The 16543-nt window shown below is 69.1% G+C and carries 15 protein-coding genes and 2 pseudogenes; 7 read left to right on the forward strand and 10 right to left on the reverse strand.

Annotated elements, in window-relative coordinates; all coding sequences use genetic code 11:
• Positions 1-140 precede the first annotated feature (140 nt).
• A pseudogene (locus ACV7NL_RS05670) lies at positions 141-1631 on the forward strand (ISNCY family transposase).
• Between the two features lie 12 nt (positions 1632-1643).
• Here the strand turns inward: ACV7NL_RS05670 and ACV7NL_RS05675 are convergent.
• Both ACV7NL_RS05675 and ACV7NL_RS05680 read right to left on the reverse strand, forming a co-directional pair.
• Positions 1644-1955 (reverse strand): annotated as a pseudogene (locus ACV7NL_RS05675) (IS5 family transposase); the annotation flags it as partial.
• A gap of 235 nt (positions 1956-2190) precedes the next feature.
• Positions 2191-3519 carry an IS701 family transposase gene (locus ACV7NL_RS05680; RefSeq protein ID WP_463355152.1) on the reverse strand — a complete coding sequence of 443 codons (1329 nt, stop codon included), beginning with the start codon at positions 3517-3519 and terminating at the stop codon, positions 2191-2193.
• A gap of 361 nt (positions 3520-3880) precedes the next feature.
• Between ACV7NL_RS05680 and ACV7NL_RS05685 the strand changes: the two genes are divergently transcribed.
• Both ACV7NL_RS05685 and ACV7NL_RS05690 read left to right on the forward strand, forming a co-directional pair.
• Positions 3881-4411 (forward strand): hypothetical protein, encoded by a 531-nt coding sequence (locus tag ACV7NL_RS05685; protein WP_463355153.1) that lies wholly within the window; start codon positions 3881-3883, stop codon positions 4409-4411.
• Between the two features lie 361 nt (positions 4412-4772).
• Positions 4773-5039, forward strand: a complete 267-nt coding sequence (locus ACV7NL_RS05690; RefSeq protein WP_463355154.1) for a hypothetical protein — start codon at positions 4773-4775, stop codon at positions 5037-5039.
• A 51-nt stretch (positions 5040-5090) separates the two neighbouring features.
• Here ACV7NL_RS05690 and ACV7NL_RS05695 read toward each other — a convergent pair whose 3' ends face one another.
• The 3 genes from ACV7NL_RS05695 to ACV7NL_RS05705 all read right to left on the reverse strand — a co-directional run bounded on the left by ACV7NL_RS05695 (position 5091) and on the right by ACV7NL_RS05705 (position 6619).
• Entirely contained in the window at positions 5091-5834 is a 744-nt protein-coding gene (locus tag ACV7NL_RS05695; protein WP_463355155.1) for a Crp/Fnr family transcriptional regulator, read from the reverse strand.
• A gap of 145 nt (positions 5835-5979) precedes the next feature.
• Positions 5980-6312, reverse strand: a complete 333-nt coding sequence (locus ACV7NL_RS05700) for a hypothetical protein (RefSeq protein WP_463355156.1) — start codon at positions 6310-6312, stop codon at positions 5980-5982.
• A 55-nt stretch (positions 6313-6367) separates the two neighbouring features.
• Positions 6368-6619 (reverse strand): hypothetical protein, encoded by a 252-nt coding sequence (locus ACV7NL_RS05705; protein WP_463355157.1) that lies wholly within the window; start codon positions 6617-6619, stop codon positions 6368-6370.
• 224 nt (positions 6620-6843) lie between these two features.
• Between ACV7NL_RS05705 and ACV7NL_RS05710 the strand changes: the two genes are divergently transcribed.
• Positions 6844-7578, forward strand: coding sequence for a YoaK family protein (locus tag ACV7NL_RS05710; RefSeq protein ID WP_056185572.1), 735 nt, complete (start codon positions 6844-6846; stop codon positions 7576-7578).
• Between the two features lie 54 nt (positions 7579-7632).
• Here ACV7NL_RS05710 and ACV7NL_RS05715 read toward each other — a convergent pair whose 3' ends face one another.
• Positions 7633-9546 (reverse strand): hypothetical protein, encoded by a 1914-nt coding sequence (locus ACV7NL_RS05715; protein ID WP_463355158.1) that lies wholly within the window; start codon positions 9544-9546, stop codon positions 7633-7635.
• A gap of 41 nt (positions 9547-9587) precedes the next feature.
• Entirely contained in the window at positions 9588-11090 is a 1503-nt protein-coding gene (locus ACV7NL_RS05720; RefSeq protein ID WP_463355159.1) for an NAD(P)/FAD-dependent oxidoreductase, read from the reverse strand.
• 157 nt (positions 11091-11247) lie between these two features.
• Here ACV7NL_RS05720 and ACV7NL_RS05725 point away from each other — a divergent pair, with 157 nt between their 5' ends.
• Positions 11248-11817, forward strand: a complete 570-nt coding sequence (locus ACV7NL_RS05725; protein ID WP_056185583.1) for a hypothetical protein — start codon at positions 11248-11250, stop codon at positions 11815-11817.
• A 53-nt stretch (positions 11818-11870) separates the two neighbouring features.
• Here ACV7NL_RS05725 and ACV7NL_RS05730 read toward each other — a convergent pair whose 3' ends face one another.
• A complete protein-coding gene (locus tag ACV7NL_RS05730) occupies positions 11871-12665 on the reverse strand; it encodes a hypothetical protein (protein WP_463355160.1) in 795 nt (264 codons plus the stop codon).
• A complete protein-coding gene (locus ACV7NL_RS05735; protein ID WP_056480711.1) occupies positions 12662-12883 on the reverse strand; it encodes a hypothetical protein in 222 nt (73 codons plus the stop codon). Before ACV7NL_RS05735 ends, ACV7NL_RS05730 begins: the two co-directional genes overlap by 4 nt.
• Before the next feature lie 446 nt (positions 12884-13329).
• Here ACV7NL_RS05735 and ACV7NL_RS05740 point away from each other — a divergent pair, with 446 nt between their 5' ends.
• Positions 13330-14352: a helix-turn-helix domain-containing protein gene (locus tag ACV7NL_RS05740; protein ID WP_247636609.1), complete on the forward strand. Its 1023-nt coding sequence runs from the start codon at positions 13330-13332 to the stop codon at positions 14350-14352.
• 48 nt (positions 14353-14400) lie between these two features.
• On the forward strand, positions 14401-15771 hold the full coding sequence (locus tag ACV7NL_RS05745) for an MFS transporter (RefSeq protein ID WP_463355161.1): 1371 nt from the start codon (positions 14401-14403) through the stop codon (positions 15769-15771).
• Here the strand turns inward: ACV7NL_RS05745 and ACV7NL_RS05750 are convergent.
• A complete protein-coding gene (locus tag ACV7NL_RS05750; protein WP_463355162.1) occupies positions 15728-16090 on the reverse strand; it encodes a hypothetical protein in 363 nt (120 codons plus the stop codon). The genes ACV7NL_RS05745 and ACV7NL_RS05750 overlap by 44 nt on opposite strands.
• Positions 16091-16543: the final 453 nt, after the last annotated feature.

Below are 16543 nucleotides of genomic sequence, written 5' to 3' on the forward strand. Positions count from 1 at the left end.
GCAAAGCTGGCTGTCTGATCGGTTTGGTTCTGGGGGCGCCCTTTTGGAGGCGCGGGATGTCGCGAAGGCCATTGCGGCTACCGGATGTGGAGCGGGTGCTTCAGGCGGCTCGGCGACTGTGCCTGTCTTGCGGCCGGAGCATGCGGATCCGCGACGAGAACCTCCGCACGCCGGTGACGCTTTCGGGCACGCAACGTCTGCGTTTGAAGATCCGCCGCTGCGACGCGGAGGGCTGCGCCCGCTTCCGCAAGCCCGACCGCCTGAAGGCCGAAGGCGCCCTGGCCCTGCCTCAGCAGGAGTTTGGCCTCGACGTGATGACATTGATCGGCGCCTTGCGCCACCGCGATCGTCGCTCTGTGCCGGAGATCACACGCGATCCGACGGAATCGCAGGATGCTCCTCGCCGAACGCAGCGTGACCAACCTGTTCGCTCGCGACGACGAAGTTCTGGCCGCCCGGCTCAGCGATCCGCAGCACCTGCGCCGGCAGTTAAGCGGACAGGACCGGATCGTCCTGGCCCTCGACGGCCTGCCGCCCGATGTCGGCCACAAGGTGCTCTGGGTGCTGCGCGACTGTCTCTCCGGCACGGTGCTCCTGGCGCGCAGCCTGCGTCGGGCACGGCCGAGGATCTGGCCGCGCGCTGCTGCGCGAGGGGGTCGAGGCCGTGGGCGTGCCGCTGGCGGGCGTGATCAGCGACGGGCAGCACTCGAACTGCAAGGCGGTGGCCACGGTCCGCCTGGAGGTTCCGCATCAGCTCTGCCACTTCTATTTCCTGCGAGAGGCGGCGCTGCCGATCTTCGAGGCCGACCGGCACGCCAAGAAGGAATCGAAGAAGGCGGTGCGCGGCGTGCGGCCGATCGAGCGGGCGGTGGGGGGATGCCGCGACGCCGTGGCGGACCTGGTGCGCGGCGCGATCACCGACGACGGGCGCGCACCGCTCGATGCGTCAGGGCTGCGGCTGAAGGAGCGATGGGAGAGGGTCGCCGGCAGCCTGGAACGGGTGCGCTCCAAAGGGGGGCCTCGCGGCCGCTCGCGCGGCTCGCGCTCCTGATCGGGCGGGCGCTCGCCGGCACCGCCGCGCTCTGGCCAGCGGTCCGGCAAGGCTTCGTCTTCGTGCATGCCGCCGCCCGTCTGCTGGCCAATCCCGCCGCGGAGACAGGTGCCAAGGTCCGGCGGCGCTTCGACGGCCTGCTCGCCGCAATGCCGCACACCGTCGACGCGTCGTTGATCTCGGCGCGGCCCTCGACCCCTTCCGCAAGGTCGCGCGGCGTTATCGGCCCGGGCTGTTCCATGCCGCCGACGTCCCCGGTCTGCCCCGCACCACCAATGCCCTGGAGCAACTGCTCGGCTCGCAGTGCTATCGCGCGCGCCGCGCCACCGGACGCAAGACGGCCTCGCCCGGAGCGGTGCTGCGCGGGTCCGTCCGACGCGTGGCCAGCATCGGCACCCGTGCGCACGTCCTGTCTGGACCCGATCTCGGTCGGGTCGTTCGGACGCGCTGGCGCGCCCTGCGCCGATCCCGCGACGCCAAGCGTCAAGCCCGCGTCGCACGAACCCGCTTCCGACCCGATCCCGACGCCGACCTCACCGCCCTCGAACGCCTCGCCCAACAGTCAGATTTGCCTCCCTAGGTTTTAATGGGCGGTGGCCGCGTGCTGGTGCACGCGCACGCTCGTGGTGTCGATCATCTGGATGTCGCCGTCATAAGCCGCCGATACGGCAGCCAGAACCCGGTCCCAGACCCCGCGCTTGCGCCAGCGCCGGAAGCGGTTGCTGCAGGTGGTGACCGGACCATACCGCGCCGGGATGTCCGTCCACGGCGCGCCCGTGCGCGGACGCTAGAAAATCCCGTTCAGCACACGCCGGTCGTCAACCCGTTCCTTGCCGCGCACGTCCGTCGGCAGCACCGGCTCGATCGCTGCCCATTCCTTGTCCGTCAGATCGTAGCGTCCCATCGCTTCCTCCAAGCTCAAGGAAAACGACCCACCGTCTCAACCGATCCAAACACCGTTTAGGGATTCATGAACTAGAGTTTGTCAGGGATCAGTGGAAACCGTTTATCCCAACAAGACAAACGAAAACGAAGGGCTCGAGAGTCTGGCTGGTTCAGAATGAAGCTGACAGACTCTCGCGCGTCTGAGCGGCAGGGCCGGACCGTCACGCCACTAGCACTACCTGGGCACTTTGATGTCAGAAGGCAGCCTGAAGTGCCTTCGGCAGTGGGGGCACAGGACGGGTGGGACGAGGTTGGCGAACAGCCGACCGATGATGGCCTGCCGCACGGCGGGCAGACTTGGCGATGGGGGCGGCCCTGGAAGGCGGGTCGTCATTTTTCCCCCGCCCCGTCCGACGGTGCTCGGCGAGGCGCAGGTGCTGCAGGTAGGCGCAGGCGATGCACGTCATCAGCGCGTGTCGATGCAGCCCGGTCCAGGACCGTCCCTCGAAGTGATCGAGGCCGAGTTCCTCCTTGAGTTGCTGGTGGGCCTGCTCACAGACCCAGCGCGCCTTGATCGTGCCCGCCAGGGCGCGCCGTGACGTGTCGGGCGGCAGGTTGGACAGGTCGTACTTGCGCTCGCCCGACGAGCGCCACTCGCCCACGAGCCAGACCTCCGCGCCCGGCAGGTGCCGGCCGTTGCCCCAGAGCGGACCGTCGCCGACCCGCACCCGGATGGCGGCGAACCGAGCCGAGAGCTTGCCCTTCGTGCCTTGACGCCACGTCACGCGCCGCCAGGTCAGATCGGCCAGTACTGCCTCGGCCTCCCGCGGCTCCCGGTCCGGTGCGGGTTTGCGGGCGCGACCGGTCGGCGGCACAAGCCGCACGTCGGACGCGTAGACCTTCTGGTTCCTGACGATACCGACCGCCCAGCGCAGGCCCCGGGCATCCAGGCCGTGACGGAAGGCGGCGCTGACGCCGTAGCCTGCATCCGCCAGCACCGTGCCGAAGCGTAGCCCCTCCGCCCTCAGGCGATCGAGTTCGGAGAGCGCGATCTCACCCTTGCTCCGCGGCGCGGGCTCGGGCTCGGGCACGCCGGCCTGCGCGCAACGCTGCGGATCGCTCGTCCACGCCTCGGGCAGGAACAGGCGCAAGCCCACCGGCACGGGCACCTCGCCCTGCGCCAGAGTAAGCGAGACCAGAGATTGGCAGTTGGCTTGTTTGCCCAGCGCACCGCAGTACTGGCGCGCCACCCCAACCGAGCGCGTGCCCTTCTTCGGCAGGGCGGTGTCGTCAATCACCAGGCAGGCATCGGGGCCACCGACCAGCCGGTCCGCCTGACGGGACAGTTCCCTCCAGAGCGGGCGATCGTCCCAGGCCGGGCTGGCGATGAAGTGCTGCAACTGGTCGTGACCCGACAGCCCGAGCCGTGCCGCCATCGGCTGAAGGCTCTTGCGATCCCCCGGACCGAGCAGGCCCCGGAGATAGAGCGGCGCCCAGGTCCGTCGGGTCTTGCGCCCCATCACCGCAAGGAACGGCCCAAGCCAGGTATCGAGATTGTCCGTCCCCTCGCGATCCCAATCCATCGCTGCCTCCCGAACCATCAGAGAGACAACGCATCACACCCCTTCGAAGTGCCCAGGTAGTGCTAGTCGCCGCAGCCCCCACGAGAGCGGGTGGGGTCCGAGATGGATAAAAGTGTTGCGGAGCGATCCTATCAGGAAAGCGCATTGTTTGATCAATATTGCGCAAAATTGACGAAGGCTAAGTTTCGGCACAGAAAATCGAAGCGTATTATCTCTTCCTGTGAGTAGAAACTTGAGTCTCGAAGCAAGTGCAACCTTCAGTTCCGGTTTCGTTGTCGATCGGCGACCTCGGGAGCCATCGGACTTTCCGGTTCTTCGCGGCCCTGCGCGCCCCCGGGTTCGTCCGGAGGCCGATGCGTCGATGCCGGAAGCGGCCCGGGGCATCGAGATCCCGAATGCCGCGCGCGTCTCGCTTTCGCCGGTCGGATCGGAGGCCTCCGCTGTTCGACCCGATACTCGGTTCGACGCCCAGTCCGACGCCCAACTGGCTCTGCAATGGCGCCTGGGCGGAATGGTACTCTCGGCCCTGAGCGAGACGCTCGCGCCCTCGCCCCCGCTCTCGTCCGCGATGGGGGACGACGAGGTCAATGGGGATGTCACGGGAATGCACCTGCGTGCCGCCCGGGCGATGCTCGGCTGGGCGATGTCCGATCTTGCCAGCCGGAGCAGCCTGTCGCTGTCGACCATTAAGCGCCTCGAGCAGCATGTGGATACGGTCAACGGGCAATCTCGGGCCATCGCACTCGATACCCTGCGGGCGAACGGGATCGCGTTCCTGAGACTGGGCGATGGGACGATCGCGGTCGCCCGACCGAAATCGTCGGGTCTGTCGAAGCTTCGCGACCGGCCGCGAACGGGGCCAGCGTCTGACGGGAGCGAGCCGACGGGCTGACCCTTCATGGTCGCTGCCGGCCCGGGGGTTCAACCGCGGTCGACCAGGCGGCGTCAGATGAGCGGGATGGGATGGCAACGCGGGCGTCGAGACGTCCGGTGTCGTAGCGCGGGTCGATGGCCGTCGTGTCTGCTCCCGCCGCGCCCGATCGTATCGGTGCCGCGCCCAATGGGAACGGGCGTGGTCCGCGCCGATGTCTCCGAGTGCGACGGCTGACATGGATCTGGACAGTTTCGGCCGTAACGATCCGGTGCCGATATTGCTTATTCGCAAAGGTGATATCAATTCTTGTCCCAATCGTGGACAAGCAGGCAAGCTGGCCAGGATCGGCACAATGTCGCTACTGATACCGTCTCTTTCGATGCCCCCTGACGCGACGGAGTTGACGGGCCTGGCTCGTCGGCGGGCCATCGCCATCGGCAATGCGAACTGGTTCCGGGCCGTTGCCTGGAAGGCGCTCCGGGATGGCAGTCCGAACGCGGGCGTGCGGGCGGCCAATGCCCGCGCCGCCGCCCGCATCGTGCTCCAGCAGGCGCGCCGTGACGCTCTCGTCAACCGCATCACCTCCGAAGCCTTGGCCTATGACAGGCCTGCAATCCTGCCCGCAACCCTGCCCGAGAGCCTGTAGGTCTGGCGGCGCCGGCCCTGACCGGAGCGGCGAAGCGGGTCAACCGAGGGGTCACCCGAGACGGCCTGACCGGGAGGGCGCGGCAGGCCGTCGGAACGGAGCGATCAGGCGGTCATACTCGGCCTCGGCGGGCCCATAGCTGTCCCCCGCATGCGCGACGAGCCGGTCCCGGTCGAGGATGGTGATCCGTCCGCGCCGGGCCCGGATCATGCCGACCCCCTCGAGGGCCTGGATCGCCAGGGTCACGCCGGAGCGCTGCGTCCCGAGCATCAGGCCCAGGAACTCGTGCGTCAGGGCCAAGTCGGCGGTGCTCAGTCGATCCTGCGCCATGAGAAGCCAGCGGGCCAGGCGCTCCTCGATCGAGCAGACGCCGTTCGACAGGGCCGTCTGGCTGAGGGTCATGATGAAGATGTGCGCGTAGCGCAACAGCACGCGTCGCAGGCCCGGCAGGGTCTCGAAGGCGTCGCGGAGGCACGCGGCGTCGATGCGCAGCCAGGGGCCGCCGACCTGGACGACGATCTCATGAGGGGTGCGCTCGGACCCGAGGAACACGGCGGTGCTGATCATCGCCTCGTAGCCGAAGCAGCCGACTTCCAGCCGGCGGCTCCCGTTGGCCGTGGTCAGGTTCGACGAGAGCCCGTCCTCCGGGAAGTAGGAGAACGCCATCCGGTCGCCCTCGTTGATCAGGCGTTCGCCTTTCCAGACCTCGATGCGCTCGAACAGGGGAAGCATCCGGGCGCGCTCCTCCTCCGGCAGCGACCGGAGGAGAAGGTTGTGGGTGGCGCCGATGCTCATTCGTCGGGCTTCCTCGTCCGGTTCAACCGGGACAACCGGCCCCGCCCACGCGGAGGTTCAGCGCGCCGCGCACGCGATATCCGCACGGCTGAAGGGGATCATGCTTGGGGGAATGCCCCAGAAAGTCACGCCCGGCCGCTGCGCGTCAGTACGGCGTGCCATAATAGGGCTGCCGGCTCGGACGGACGCGTCCCCGCACCGGCCGGTCGTAGCGATCTTCGTAGGCCCCGAGATACGGGTCGAGGGCCGGCGAGCGATAATTGCCGTTGTTCACCCCGGCGGAGCGGTCGTTGCCGCTGAGCGCCGCGTAGGGCGACAGGCCGTCGCCGCGGCTTCCGCCGCCGCCGCGGGCCATGGCAACTCCGCTCAAGCCGAGTGCCAGCATTGCCGCCGCCGTCGCGAGAACGAGGGCGCGCGACCCGTGCGAGGGCGGGGACTGAGAAGGCGATAACTGCGAGAGAAGTTGGGTCTTCGTCATAACACCCTCCTCGTTGACATTGTGCCGCGTCCGCCAGGACAGGGCGGGCCGACCGTCAGCGCTCGGCGTGCACGCTCTTCAGGAAGCGGCGCGCCACCTCCCGCACGGCCTCGTCGTCCCGGGTGTCGTCGTCGGCCTTGTCCCAGAGGTGATCGAGGCTGGAATCCAGGTTCGTCAGCAGGTCGGGATGGGCCTGGGCCAGGAAACGGATCGTCCCGAACAGGAGGTGCTCCATCGCGAGTTCGCGGTGGCGGGCCTCCGCGATCTGGGCAGTGGCAGGCGAGACTTCAGATGAGGAATTTGTCATGACATCACAACGAACAGCTCCGCCCGCGGTTCAGGACGAGACGAGCTTTCATAAGATTTCGCGCTTCGGGGTCGACGCATCAGATCTCCGGTCATCTTCCGTCGTCCTCGCGCGGAGGTCGCCTGCCTGGATACGGTCCGATGGAGGACGGATGCTTCCGTTGACCGGCACTTTCGGCCAGAACCGGCCATCCCTCGCAATGCGCGATCAATCAGACGGCAGCGATGACACCGACACGCCCACCCAGCGCGAGCGGCTCCGCGCAAGTCCGCCCCTCTTCGAAGCCGCGTGGCGTCGATCCGGATCTGGCCGCGGGGATCGGGCTTGCCTTCGTGGCGGGGTTCGTCGATGCAGCGGCTTTCATCGCCCTCGCGGGCCTGTTCACGGCCCATGTGACCGGGAACTTCGTGCTGCTGGGCGCCGAACTGGTGTCGACCTCGGTCGGGGTGGTGGCCAAGCTGCTCGCCCTGCCGGCCTTCGTCATCGCGGTCGCGGTGACGCGGTTGCTCGCCCTGGCGCTGGAGCGCCGCGGGGCGGCGCCCCTGCGCTGGCTCCTCGCCCTGGAAATCGTGCTGCTCGCCGGATTCGCCGTGATGGGCCTCGCCCTGTCGCCCCTCGGCTCGCCCGACGGCGCGGCGGCGGTCACGGTCGGGATGCTGGGAGTCGCCGCGATGGGCGTCCAGAACGCCATCGGCCGGCTCGGCCTCGCCCATCTCGCCGCCACGACGGTGATGACCGTCAACGTCACCCAGGCGGTCATCGACCTCGTGGATTGGGCGCGGGGCGCCGTTCCGCCGGACGGCCCGGCGCGGGGGCGCCTGCGCCGGATGGTGCCCGCGGTGCTGGCCTTCGCCATCGGGGCGCTGGCGGGCGCCTTCGGGGTGGCCGCCTGGTCGTTCGGGTGTCTCGCGATTCCAATCGCGGCCCTGATCGGGCTCATGCTCCTGCGTCTCGACTGACAGGAGAGGGGCGCAACGGGTTTGGAGCCGCTGAAACCTGCCCGAGCCGTGACGTCAGGTCCGGCAGGGCAGCAGCCCGTAGGCGACCGTGCCGTTCCACGAAAGGCCGTCGACGGCCGGTATGGCGTTCACCGAGGGACGATGAAGCGGAAACACGCGGCCCCCATCGGGCGGGACCTGGCCGTCGCGCAGCGGCAGGACGATCCAGGCCGGTGCGTCGGGTGCCGCGCACAGGGTCTCGACCGCGCCGACCGGCAGATCGGGCGCGCGCGGCGGGACGGGGGGCGCGAACGGCACGCGGTTGGCCTCGGTGGCAAGACCGAGGGCGATCAGTCGGCCCATTCGTTCCGACCACGCCATGGCGAGGGGGCGCGAGAACACGATGCTGGCGCCCTGAAGCGTGTTGATCCAGTTCGGACGTCCGAGCACCAGCCAGGTCTCGGCGCCGCTGTCGAGCCAGAGCACCTCGCCGGGGCGGCCCGCGACCGCCCGGATCAGATCCGACCGCGCGACCCGATCCTCGGTCCGTCCGAAGACCGGCGCGCGCTCATCCCAGAAGTTCACGAGCGTCAGGGTGAGCATCAACCCGAGAATTATCCGCGCGGGTCGGCTTCGCGCCATGTCGATCCAGGCGAGGCCGGCGGTGAGGGCGAGCGGCGCCGCCAGCCCGAAGTTCCGGATGAGACTGAGTTCGAGATAGGCACCCGGGGGCAGGCGGGTGACCAGCCAACCCAGGGCGACGGCTTCCAGCACGGCGCGGCAGGCAACGAGCGCGCCGACCAGCCAGACGGTCGCCAGCATCAGGGCGCGTGAGGGTCCGATCCAGCGGCGGCGGACGGCCGCGTGAACGGCGAGCGCGAGGGTGCCCGCGCCGCCGGCAATCAGAGGATCGTCGGAATACACCCAGCCCAGCACCAGCAGCGCGAGGGTCATCCGGTCTCCCGCGCCTCCGCGCGGCAGCGTGGTGACGCAGAGCCCGAGGGCGGCGGCACCAACGACCGAGGTGACCCAAAGGAGACGCCAGGGCTGAGCCTGGATCACCAGGAGCGACGATCCAAACTCCTCAAAGACGATGTTCGCCGCGACGCCGCAGAGGCCGGCCAGGAGTGCGGCGTACAGAACCCGGCGGACCGGCCGCGGCACGAGGGTGCCGGCGATCAGGATCGAGGCGGCCTGCACCAGCGGGGACGCCCAGGCCTGCGTCGCCCAGAGCAGGGGGAAGAGATCGGAGCATCGCTGGCGCAGGATGCTCAGGTACTGGGGATCGATGGGCTGCAGCAATCGCCCGAACAGCGGCAGACCGAGATAGGCGGCGAGCACGATCGCGGGCAGCGCGGTGGCCGGGAGCGCCAGCCATCGCCGATCCTCCGCCATCAGGACGATGCTGAGCACCCCTAAGCCAGCGAGTCCCATGATCGGGTGGATCAGGCATGCGACCAGCATGAGAAGGGCGGCCGACCAGAACCGGCCCGAGAGCTGGGACGCCAAGCCCGCCAGGACTGCCGCTTCCGCCAGGGTCCGCGGCGTCGCCAGCGCCTCCCCGATGCGGAAGATGCCCGGATGGCCGTACGAGGCGGGAAGCACCACCAGGGCAATCAGGATGCCCCAGCGGCGCCGATCCGCCGCGATGGCGCCCGCGAGGAAGGCCGCGGCGCAGAACCAGGCGAACAGGCCCGCGACGCTGACGGCCAGGGCCGCGGCGTCCGGGCCGAGGCGTTGCACCAGCGTCCGGAGGACGATCGGGAACAGGCTGAAGCGCGACTGTCCGTCGAGGGCGAACATGAGGTCGCGTCCGACCCCGTCAGGATCGAGATCCGCGAGCGCCCGCCCGACATAGATGCGCGCATCTCCTTCGATGCCGCCGTAGGGATGCATCAGCAGGTAGAGGCCCACCGCCCCGAGGACAGGCCAGGCGGAGCGCGCTGCAGCCTGCGCCCAGCGCCCGCCCCATCCTCGCGCCGGGTCCACGGCCGCCGCAGGGTCCGGTGTCGCGGCCTGCGCCATCGCCGTCAGGCCGCGCGGCGCGGAACCAGGCGCTCGCTCGCCAGCGCGTCCTGCGCCCCCGAGACGCCCGCCTCGGTGTATTCCGCGTCCTCGTTCACGCACCACGGATCGTAGCGGCGCTCTCCGGCGAGGATGTTCTCGACCGTGAGCATCGCGGTCATCATCGCGTGGTCCTGGTTGTTGTACTTGTGCATGCCGTTGCGCCCGACGAGGTGCAGGGTCGGATAGGCATGTTCGAGGTCGCGCCGGATGGTGGCGACGTGAGCTTTGTAGTCCTCGTCGTAGACCGGATAGGCCTTGGGCTGCCGCACCACGCAGGCATCGACCACGTCCTCGGAGCGGATCAGCCCGATCTGACCGATCTCGCGCTTGGCCAGGGCGATCAGGTCCGCGTCGGACGCGGTCCACAGGCCGTCACCCTCGAAGCAGAAATACTCGAGCCCGAGGCAGGTATGGTCCGCGTCCGGCACCATCTCGGGCGACCAGGAACGGAAGTTCTGCACCCGCCCGACCTGCACCGACGGATCGTGGATGTAGATCCAGTTGTCCGGGAAGTTCCGGTCCGTGCGTGCGATCAGCGCCACCGTGAGGAAGTCGCGGTACTGCAGAGCCCGCGCCTGGAAGGTGCTGATCGGCGTGGGCGAGATCGACCCGACGAGTTCGCGCAAGGGCGCGGAGGAAACGACGTTGCGGGCCGTGTAGGTCTCGCGGGTGCCGTCCGCACCCTTGGCCGTCACGGTCCAGAGCCCGGTCCGGGCCTCGTAGTGCAGGCCGTCGACGCCCCGGTCGAGGCGCAGCGTGCCGCCCCCGGCGGCGATCTTCGCGGCCGCCGCCTCCCACATCATGCCCGGTCCCTTCCGAGGATACCGGAACGATTCGATCAGCGTCTTGATCACCGGTTCGCCGGCGCGCGGGGCCTTGCGCAGGCCGAGCGAGCGCACCAGCGCATCGCGGATCGCCGCGCCGAGATCAAGGCCGTTGATGCGCTGGGCCGCCCAGTCCGCCGAGATGGCGTCACAGGACATGCCCCAGACCTTCTCGGTGTAGGTCTTGAAGAAGATCGAGAACAGGCGCTCGCCGAAGCGGTTGCGGACCCAGTCGTGAAAGCTCTTCGGCTCCGCGATCGGCCGGGCCCGGGCATAGAGATACGAGGCGACGCAGGCCGTGCTCTCGAGGAGTCCGAGATTGCGCAGCGCTTCGAAGGCCTTCAGCGGGTAGGCGTAGTACCTGCCCTTGTAGAAGATCCGCGACAGGCGCGGCCGCTCGATGAAGTCGTCCGGCAGCAGCTCGTCCCAGAGATCGACCACCGCCTTCGACTTGGAGAAGAAGCGATGGCCGCCGATGTCGAACAGGTAGCCGTTATGCGCGACGGTGCGGCTGATGCCGCCGACCTGCACCGGGTCCTTCTCCAGGACCGTGACGGAGCGGCCCGCCTTCGCCAGCAGGTAGGCGGCGGTCAGGCCGGCCGGTCCCGCGCCGATCACGAGCGTTTCCGTGTGGTGGCTCATCGGGGCGAACTCGTGGGTTAACCGAAGTGCGAAGCAGCTTCGACATACCGACGGAACGGTTAAGAAACGTTGAGGCCGGCTGGGGAACCGATCCCGGGCCGGGGATTTGCGTTCTCGCTGTCACGGACCCGTGATGGGTCGCGACAGGAGCCGCACCATGGACACCAGCCCTCTGCCCGCATCCGCGTTCGACGCGCCGGCCATCCTGCTGTCAGGGCCGGTCGACCACGACATGTACCGGGATTTCCGGAGCCAGCTCGATGCGATCGACGGGCGCGACCTCGTGGTCGTCGAGCTCACCACCCTCGGGGGCGACCCCGAGGTCGCGCGGATGATGGGCGAGGACATCCGCTTCAAGAGCGGCGTGATGACCGACCGTCGCTTCGTGTTCCTCGGCAAGGCGGCGATCTACTCGGCCGGGACCACGTTCATGAGCTTCTTCGCCCGGCCGAACCGCTTCCTCACGCGCGGCACGCGGCTGATGGTCCATGAACGCAAGCTCGACAAGCAGGTGGTGCTCAACGGCCCCCTGACCACCTGCATCGCCTCCGTGAAGGCTGCTCTGCACGAGATCGAGTGCTCGATCGAGATCCAGAACGAGGGCTTCGCCAACCTCGTCGCCGGTTCGCGCGTGTCCCTGGACGAGGTCCTGCGGCGCGCTCCCGAGAACTGGTACATCGAGGCCACCGAGGCGCAGCAGCTCGAGCTGATCGAAGGCATCCTCTGAGGGCCAGAGCCCCGCTCGCAACAGCTGGAGCCGAGTGCTGGCGCCGGCCTTGCTCAGCCGACCGGATCGCGACCGAGGCTCGGGGCAAGCGCCCGGGCAAACTCCGGATCAGGCGGCTCACTCGCCCGGCCGCGCGCGGCCTGCCGGCTCTGGGCCCGCTCGCCGGCTTCGAGGCTGCACTTCTCCACGTGGACCGCCCGGTTGACGACCTGGAGGTTCGGGGCGCCCCAGAAGCCCAGCAGGGTCGGCCAGGCCGCGTCGCGATGCTCGCGCCAGACGCGGTAGAGCGGCACCCGGTGGTCCACTTCGGCGGTCTTGAACAGGCGCTTGCCGGAGGCGGCGCAGCGGTGACGCTGGTGCGCCTTCAGCACCTTGACCTGGTCGCTCGGGGCGACCCACAGTTTCCAGGCGGCGACGCAGGCTGCGTGCCAGCGTGCGTTCTTGTTCGGCACGCCCGTGCCCCAGAGGTCCCGGTGCCAGCCGAAGCGGTAGACCGGCTGTCCGCAGATGCAGCAATGACCTTTCCCGCGTGCGTGGGCCGGTTCCCGGAAGGGGGAGGGCGGCATCCGGAAGGTTGCGGCGAGGCCCGACCCCTTCTCGGTGCCGAGACGCCATGTCCAGCCCTCGGGCTGGCCCGAGCGCGCGGCCAGCGCCCGGGCCAGGCGATCGGCGCGCATCAGGTGGGCGCGCCAATAACCCTCCACCGCGAGGCGCGGCGTCGGCGGGATCAGCGGCCGCGACAGGGCGTGGCGCAGGACCGTGGCCGGGAAGGCGGCGGGCAGGGCCCGGTCGAGCCGGGCGCGCGCCGCGACGTTTCGCGCCGCGCGCCACTCCGATGCCGCGCTCACGCCTGGACGCGGGTTTCGTCGGGGGCCGCGGGCGGGGGTGAGATCGCCTGCGGCGGGCGGCCGGCGACAGCATCCGCGAGTCGGTTCAGGCGTCTGCCAAGATCGACCACTTCGTTCAATGCAATCGACTTCTCTCCATTCTTGACGGCGCGTGTGATATCGCTGAGCTGCAGTTTGGAAATACGGAGCAACTCGGCGGCTAGCTGGTCTCTGGTCATTCAGCGCATCGCGGATCAGGGAGGGCGGGCAGGTTCGCCAGATTTAGGGCGTAACGGTTACCGAGGCGTTGCCGCGCCCAGCCCCATTTGCGGGTCAACGTCTTGGTCCACGTTCTGGCTCGTCTCGGCATGGCCGGTTCGAGGATTGGAACAATAAAGACCGCCACGGGATCAATTCGGATTCTTACAGGCGACAATAAGAAAAAATATTATTGAAATTCTGTGTTGGCGCTTGATTGCAAATCGGGCAAGCCCACCGCAGCTGGTCGGGCTTTGTGGGTGCTCGGGTTGGGATATATCAAACAGATTACTCAGCATTTTTTGACTTCACGAAACCGTGCCTTGTCGTCTATCCGGGAACCACCCTAATCAGGAAGACTTGAGGTCGAATCGTTTGATCCCGGTCGGCCGGTCCTCCTGATGACTCCCACCGGGTTCAGCCAGACGTGTCGCTTCCGTCCTTCGCCTTCTCCACGCAGCGGCTGGGTCCCGAATTCGCATTCGAGGCGTATCGGGAGCTGTATTCCGGCGGGGCCGATGTCGCCAGGATCGGATCGGACTTCCGCGCCCAGGTCCAGGCCTACCGCCTGGATCGCATGATCCTGTTCAAGCGTCACCTCAACGGCATCCAGCACAGCCGCTCTCCGCAGCGCGTCCGGCAGGACGGCTTCGATCACGTCACCCTCCATCTCCTGCTCGCGGGCGAATTGGTGGCCGGGCCTCCCGGACAGGAGCGCCGGGTGCGGCCGGGAGAAATCCTCGTCTGCGACAACACGCTGCCGCACCTGAGCCGGGCCCACGACGTCCATCAGATCTCGACGCCGGTGGCGCGGGAGCTGATCGAGCCCCTGGCGCCCGACGTCCGCCGTTTCCACGGCGCGATCCTGCCGGAGCGCGTCGGAGGCCTGGTCGCCGATTTCATCGTCTCCCTGACCCGGCGCTCGGAATCGCTGGATCCCACGGTCGCGTCGCGATCGAGCGCCGTTCTGGGCATGCTCCTGGCCGCCGCCCTGCGCGGGCAGGCCGCTCCGGCCGAGGCTGTGGTCTGGGCGGCCACGCACGACGCTTCCGATGACGTGGTCCGGCGCCGGGCAGCGGAGGTCCATGTGGAGCAGCACCTGGGCGATCGCGACCTCGGCGCCGACACCATCGCGGCCAGTCTCGGGATCTCCCGCAGCCTGCTCTATCGCGCGTTCCTGCGCGACGGCGGCGTGGCCCGCTTCGTCCAGCAGCGACGGCTCGAGCGGGTGCGGGATGCCCTTCGCCGCCAGGGCGAGACGCGCTCGATCGCGACGCTCGCCTACGCCTACGGCTTCACCAGCGAGCAGCACTTCAACCGCGCCTTCCGCACGACCTTCGGCCGTCCCCCGGGGCAGTTCCGGGCCTCCATGCAGCAGATGCGGACCCAGACGGGGGTGCGGGGCGACCAGACATGGCCTCTCGCCGAGTGGCACAGCGAGCTGTATTGATGCGCGCCGCCCGGACGATCCGCCCAGACCGTCCGCAGCGCGCCGCGCATGCGTGAAGGCCCGGGCAGGGCGGCCGCGTCGGTCCCGAGCCGGACGCTCCTGGGCGTCGGCTCGCTGGTGCTGATGGCGCTCGCGCAGCTCTCGGCGGCCAGCGACCGCTTCCTCCTCACTCTCGTGACAACTCCGGTGAAGCAGGCGCTGGCCCTGAGCGACGCCCAGCTCGGGGTTCTCCACGGCTCCGCCTTCGTGGCCCTCTACGCGCTGACGATGCCGCTGTTCGGCAGCCTGGCCGATCGCGGCCACCAGCGTCGAATCCTCGTCGCCAGCATCGCGATCTGGACCCTGGCGACCCTCGGATTCGGCCTGGCCGGATCGTTCTGGGGCCTGTGTCTCAGCCGCCTGGCTCTCGGCTTCGGCCAGGCCGGCCTCGCCCCGGCCTCCCTCTCGCTGATCGCGCACGGGTCGGCTCCGCGCCGGATGGCCTTCAACGTGTCCCTGTTCACCGCGAGCGGCAGCCTGGGCCAGAGCTGTGCCCTGCTCGCCGGCGGCGCGACCCTGGCGTGGCTTGCGGGGCGCGGCGGCATGGTCTTTCCCGGCCTCGGCGCCCTGTCGCCGTGGCGGGCGCTCTTCGTCCTGGCCTGCCTGCCGAACCTCCTCCTGATCCTGGCCGCCATCCGCCTGACGCCGCTCCGGGCTCCGCCGGCCCATCGGGGCGGGTTGAGGCCGGCCTGGGCCTGGATGCGCCGCCGCTGGAGGCTCTACCTGCCCCATTGCGTCGCGGCGGCCTGCGCCGTCCTCATGGGCCGGACCCTGGTGGCCTGGGGGCCGACCCTCTACGTCCGCAGCCACGGCATGAGCCCATCGGAGAGCGGGATCGTGCTCGGCCTGCTGCTGCTGATCGGCGGTCCGCTCGGCCACCTTTCCGCCGGCCTGATCCTGGGGCGGATCGACCGCGCCCGTCGGCGGGCGGCGAGCTCGCGGATGCTGGGCCTCGGCCTCCTCGCCGCTCTGCCATCGGCGGTCGTCATGGCGGTGGTGCCGGACCGGACGTTATCGCTGACCGCCTTCACCGTCCTGACGGCGATGCTCGGGCTCACGGCTCCGGCCGCCGTCACGGGGGTGCAACTGCTGACGCCGGTGGCGCTGCGGGGGCGGGTGAGCGCGCTCTTCATCGCCGGTGTGACCCTGTCGGCCTCGGGCACCGGTCCGCCGCTCCTCGGCCTTCTGTCCGATACGGTCTTCGGGGCCGATCATCTCGGGCGGGCCCTGATCACGCTGTTCGTGCTGGTGGGCTGTCCCGGGATCGGCCTGGCGTTCCATGCTGCGCGCCTGTCGAGCCATGCTGCGCACCTGCCGACTTTCGCTGCGCGGGTCTTCAGCGCCGCCAAGCGCCGAACCAGGACGAGACCGGATCGATGACGTCGCTGGCGACGGAGGCGGCCCAGGCCCGGGCCCGGTCCGCGAGCGCGAGATGCCGGCCGATCCGCTCCTGCGGCCGGGCCGTCTCCGCCGTCATCGCGGCGGCCACGAAGGCGTCCTCCTGGGCCTGACATTCGTCGAGGGCGCTGCGCTGGGACGCGGCCCTGCTCTGGGTCCGGGGCTGATGGACGAAGGCCTCCCGGACGCAGTCGTGCCAAGCGTGTTCGAGGGCCGCGAGCCCGACCTCGGACCCGGAACCCGACTCGGCGACCGCGGGCTGCGGCGCGAAACTCATCAGCAGGAGGGCAGACCAAAGCATCAGGCGCATGCCGAAACTATGCCCGATTGCCCCGCCCATCGCCTAGAACAAAAGCGCAACACGCGCGCTTCGGCGATGACGATGGTGGGGCCACCTGAGCGGTGACGGCCGCCCAAATCGCGCAGGCGATCCTGTCAAACGAACGCCACGTCGCAAGAGCGCGGAACGCCGCTGTGGCGAGATGGAGAGAAGGAGGAGCGGGTTGCGGGCCTGGAGCCCCCGCCTCCCCGTTGGGCATCCGATTCGCGCGAAAACATGCGTGCACTGAAACGACCGTCCTGGTTGGCTTACCGAGGAGCTGTTCTAAAGGAGGTTCGTGAGGCAAGCGTCTCCCCATCGATGTGTCCGGGTCCCGATGTATCGCTCCTGCGGGTCACGCGCTTCTCTTCGCGGTCAGCGCGGAGCCGCCGCGTGATGGGGGGCAGGAGAGCGAAGCGTCTCAATCTGTTTCAC

Source organism: Methylobacterium sp. Ger2507, assembly GCF_055231875.1.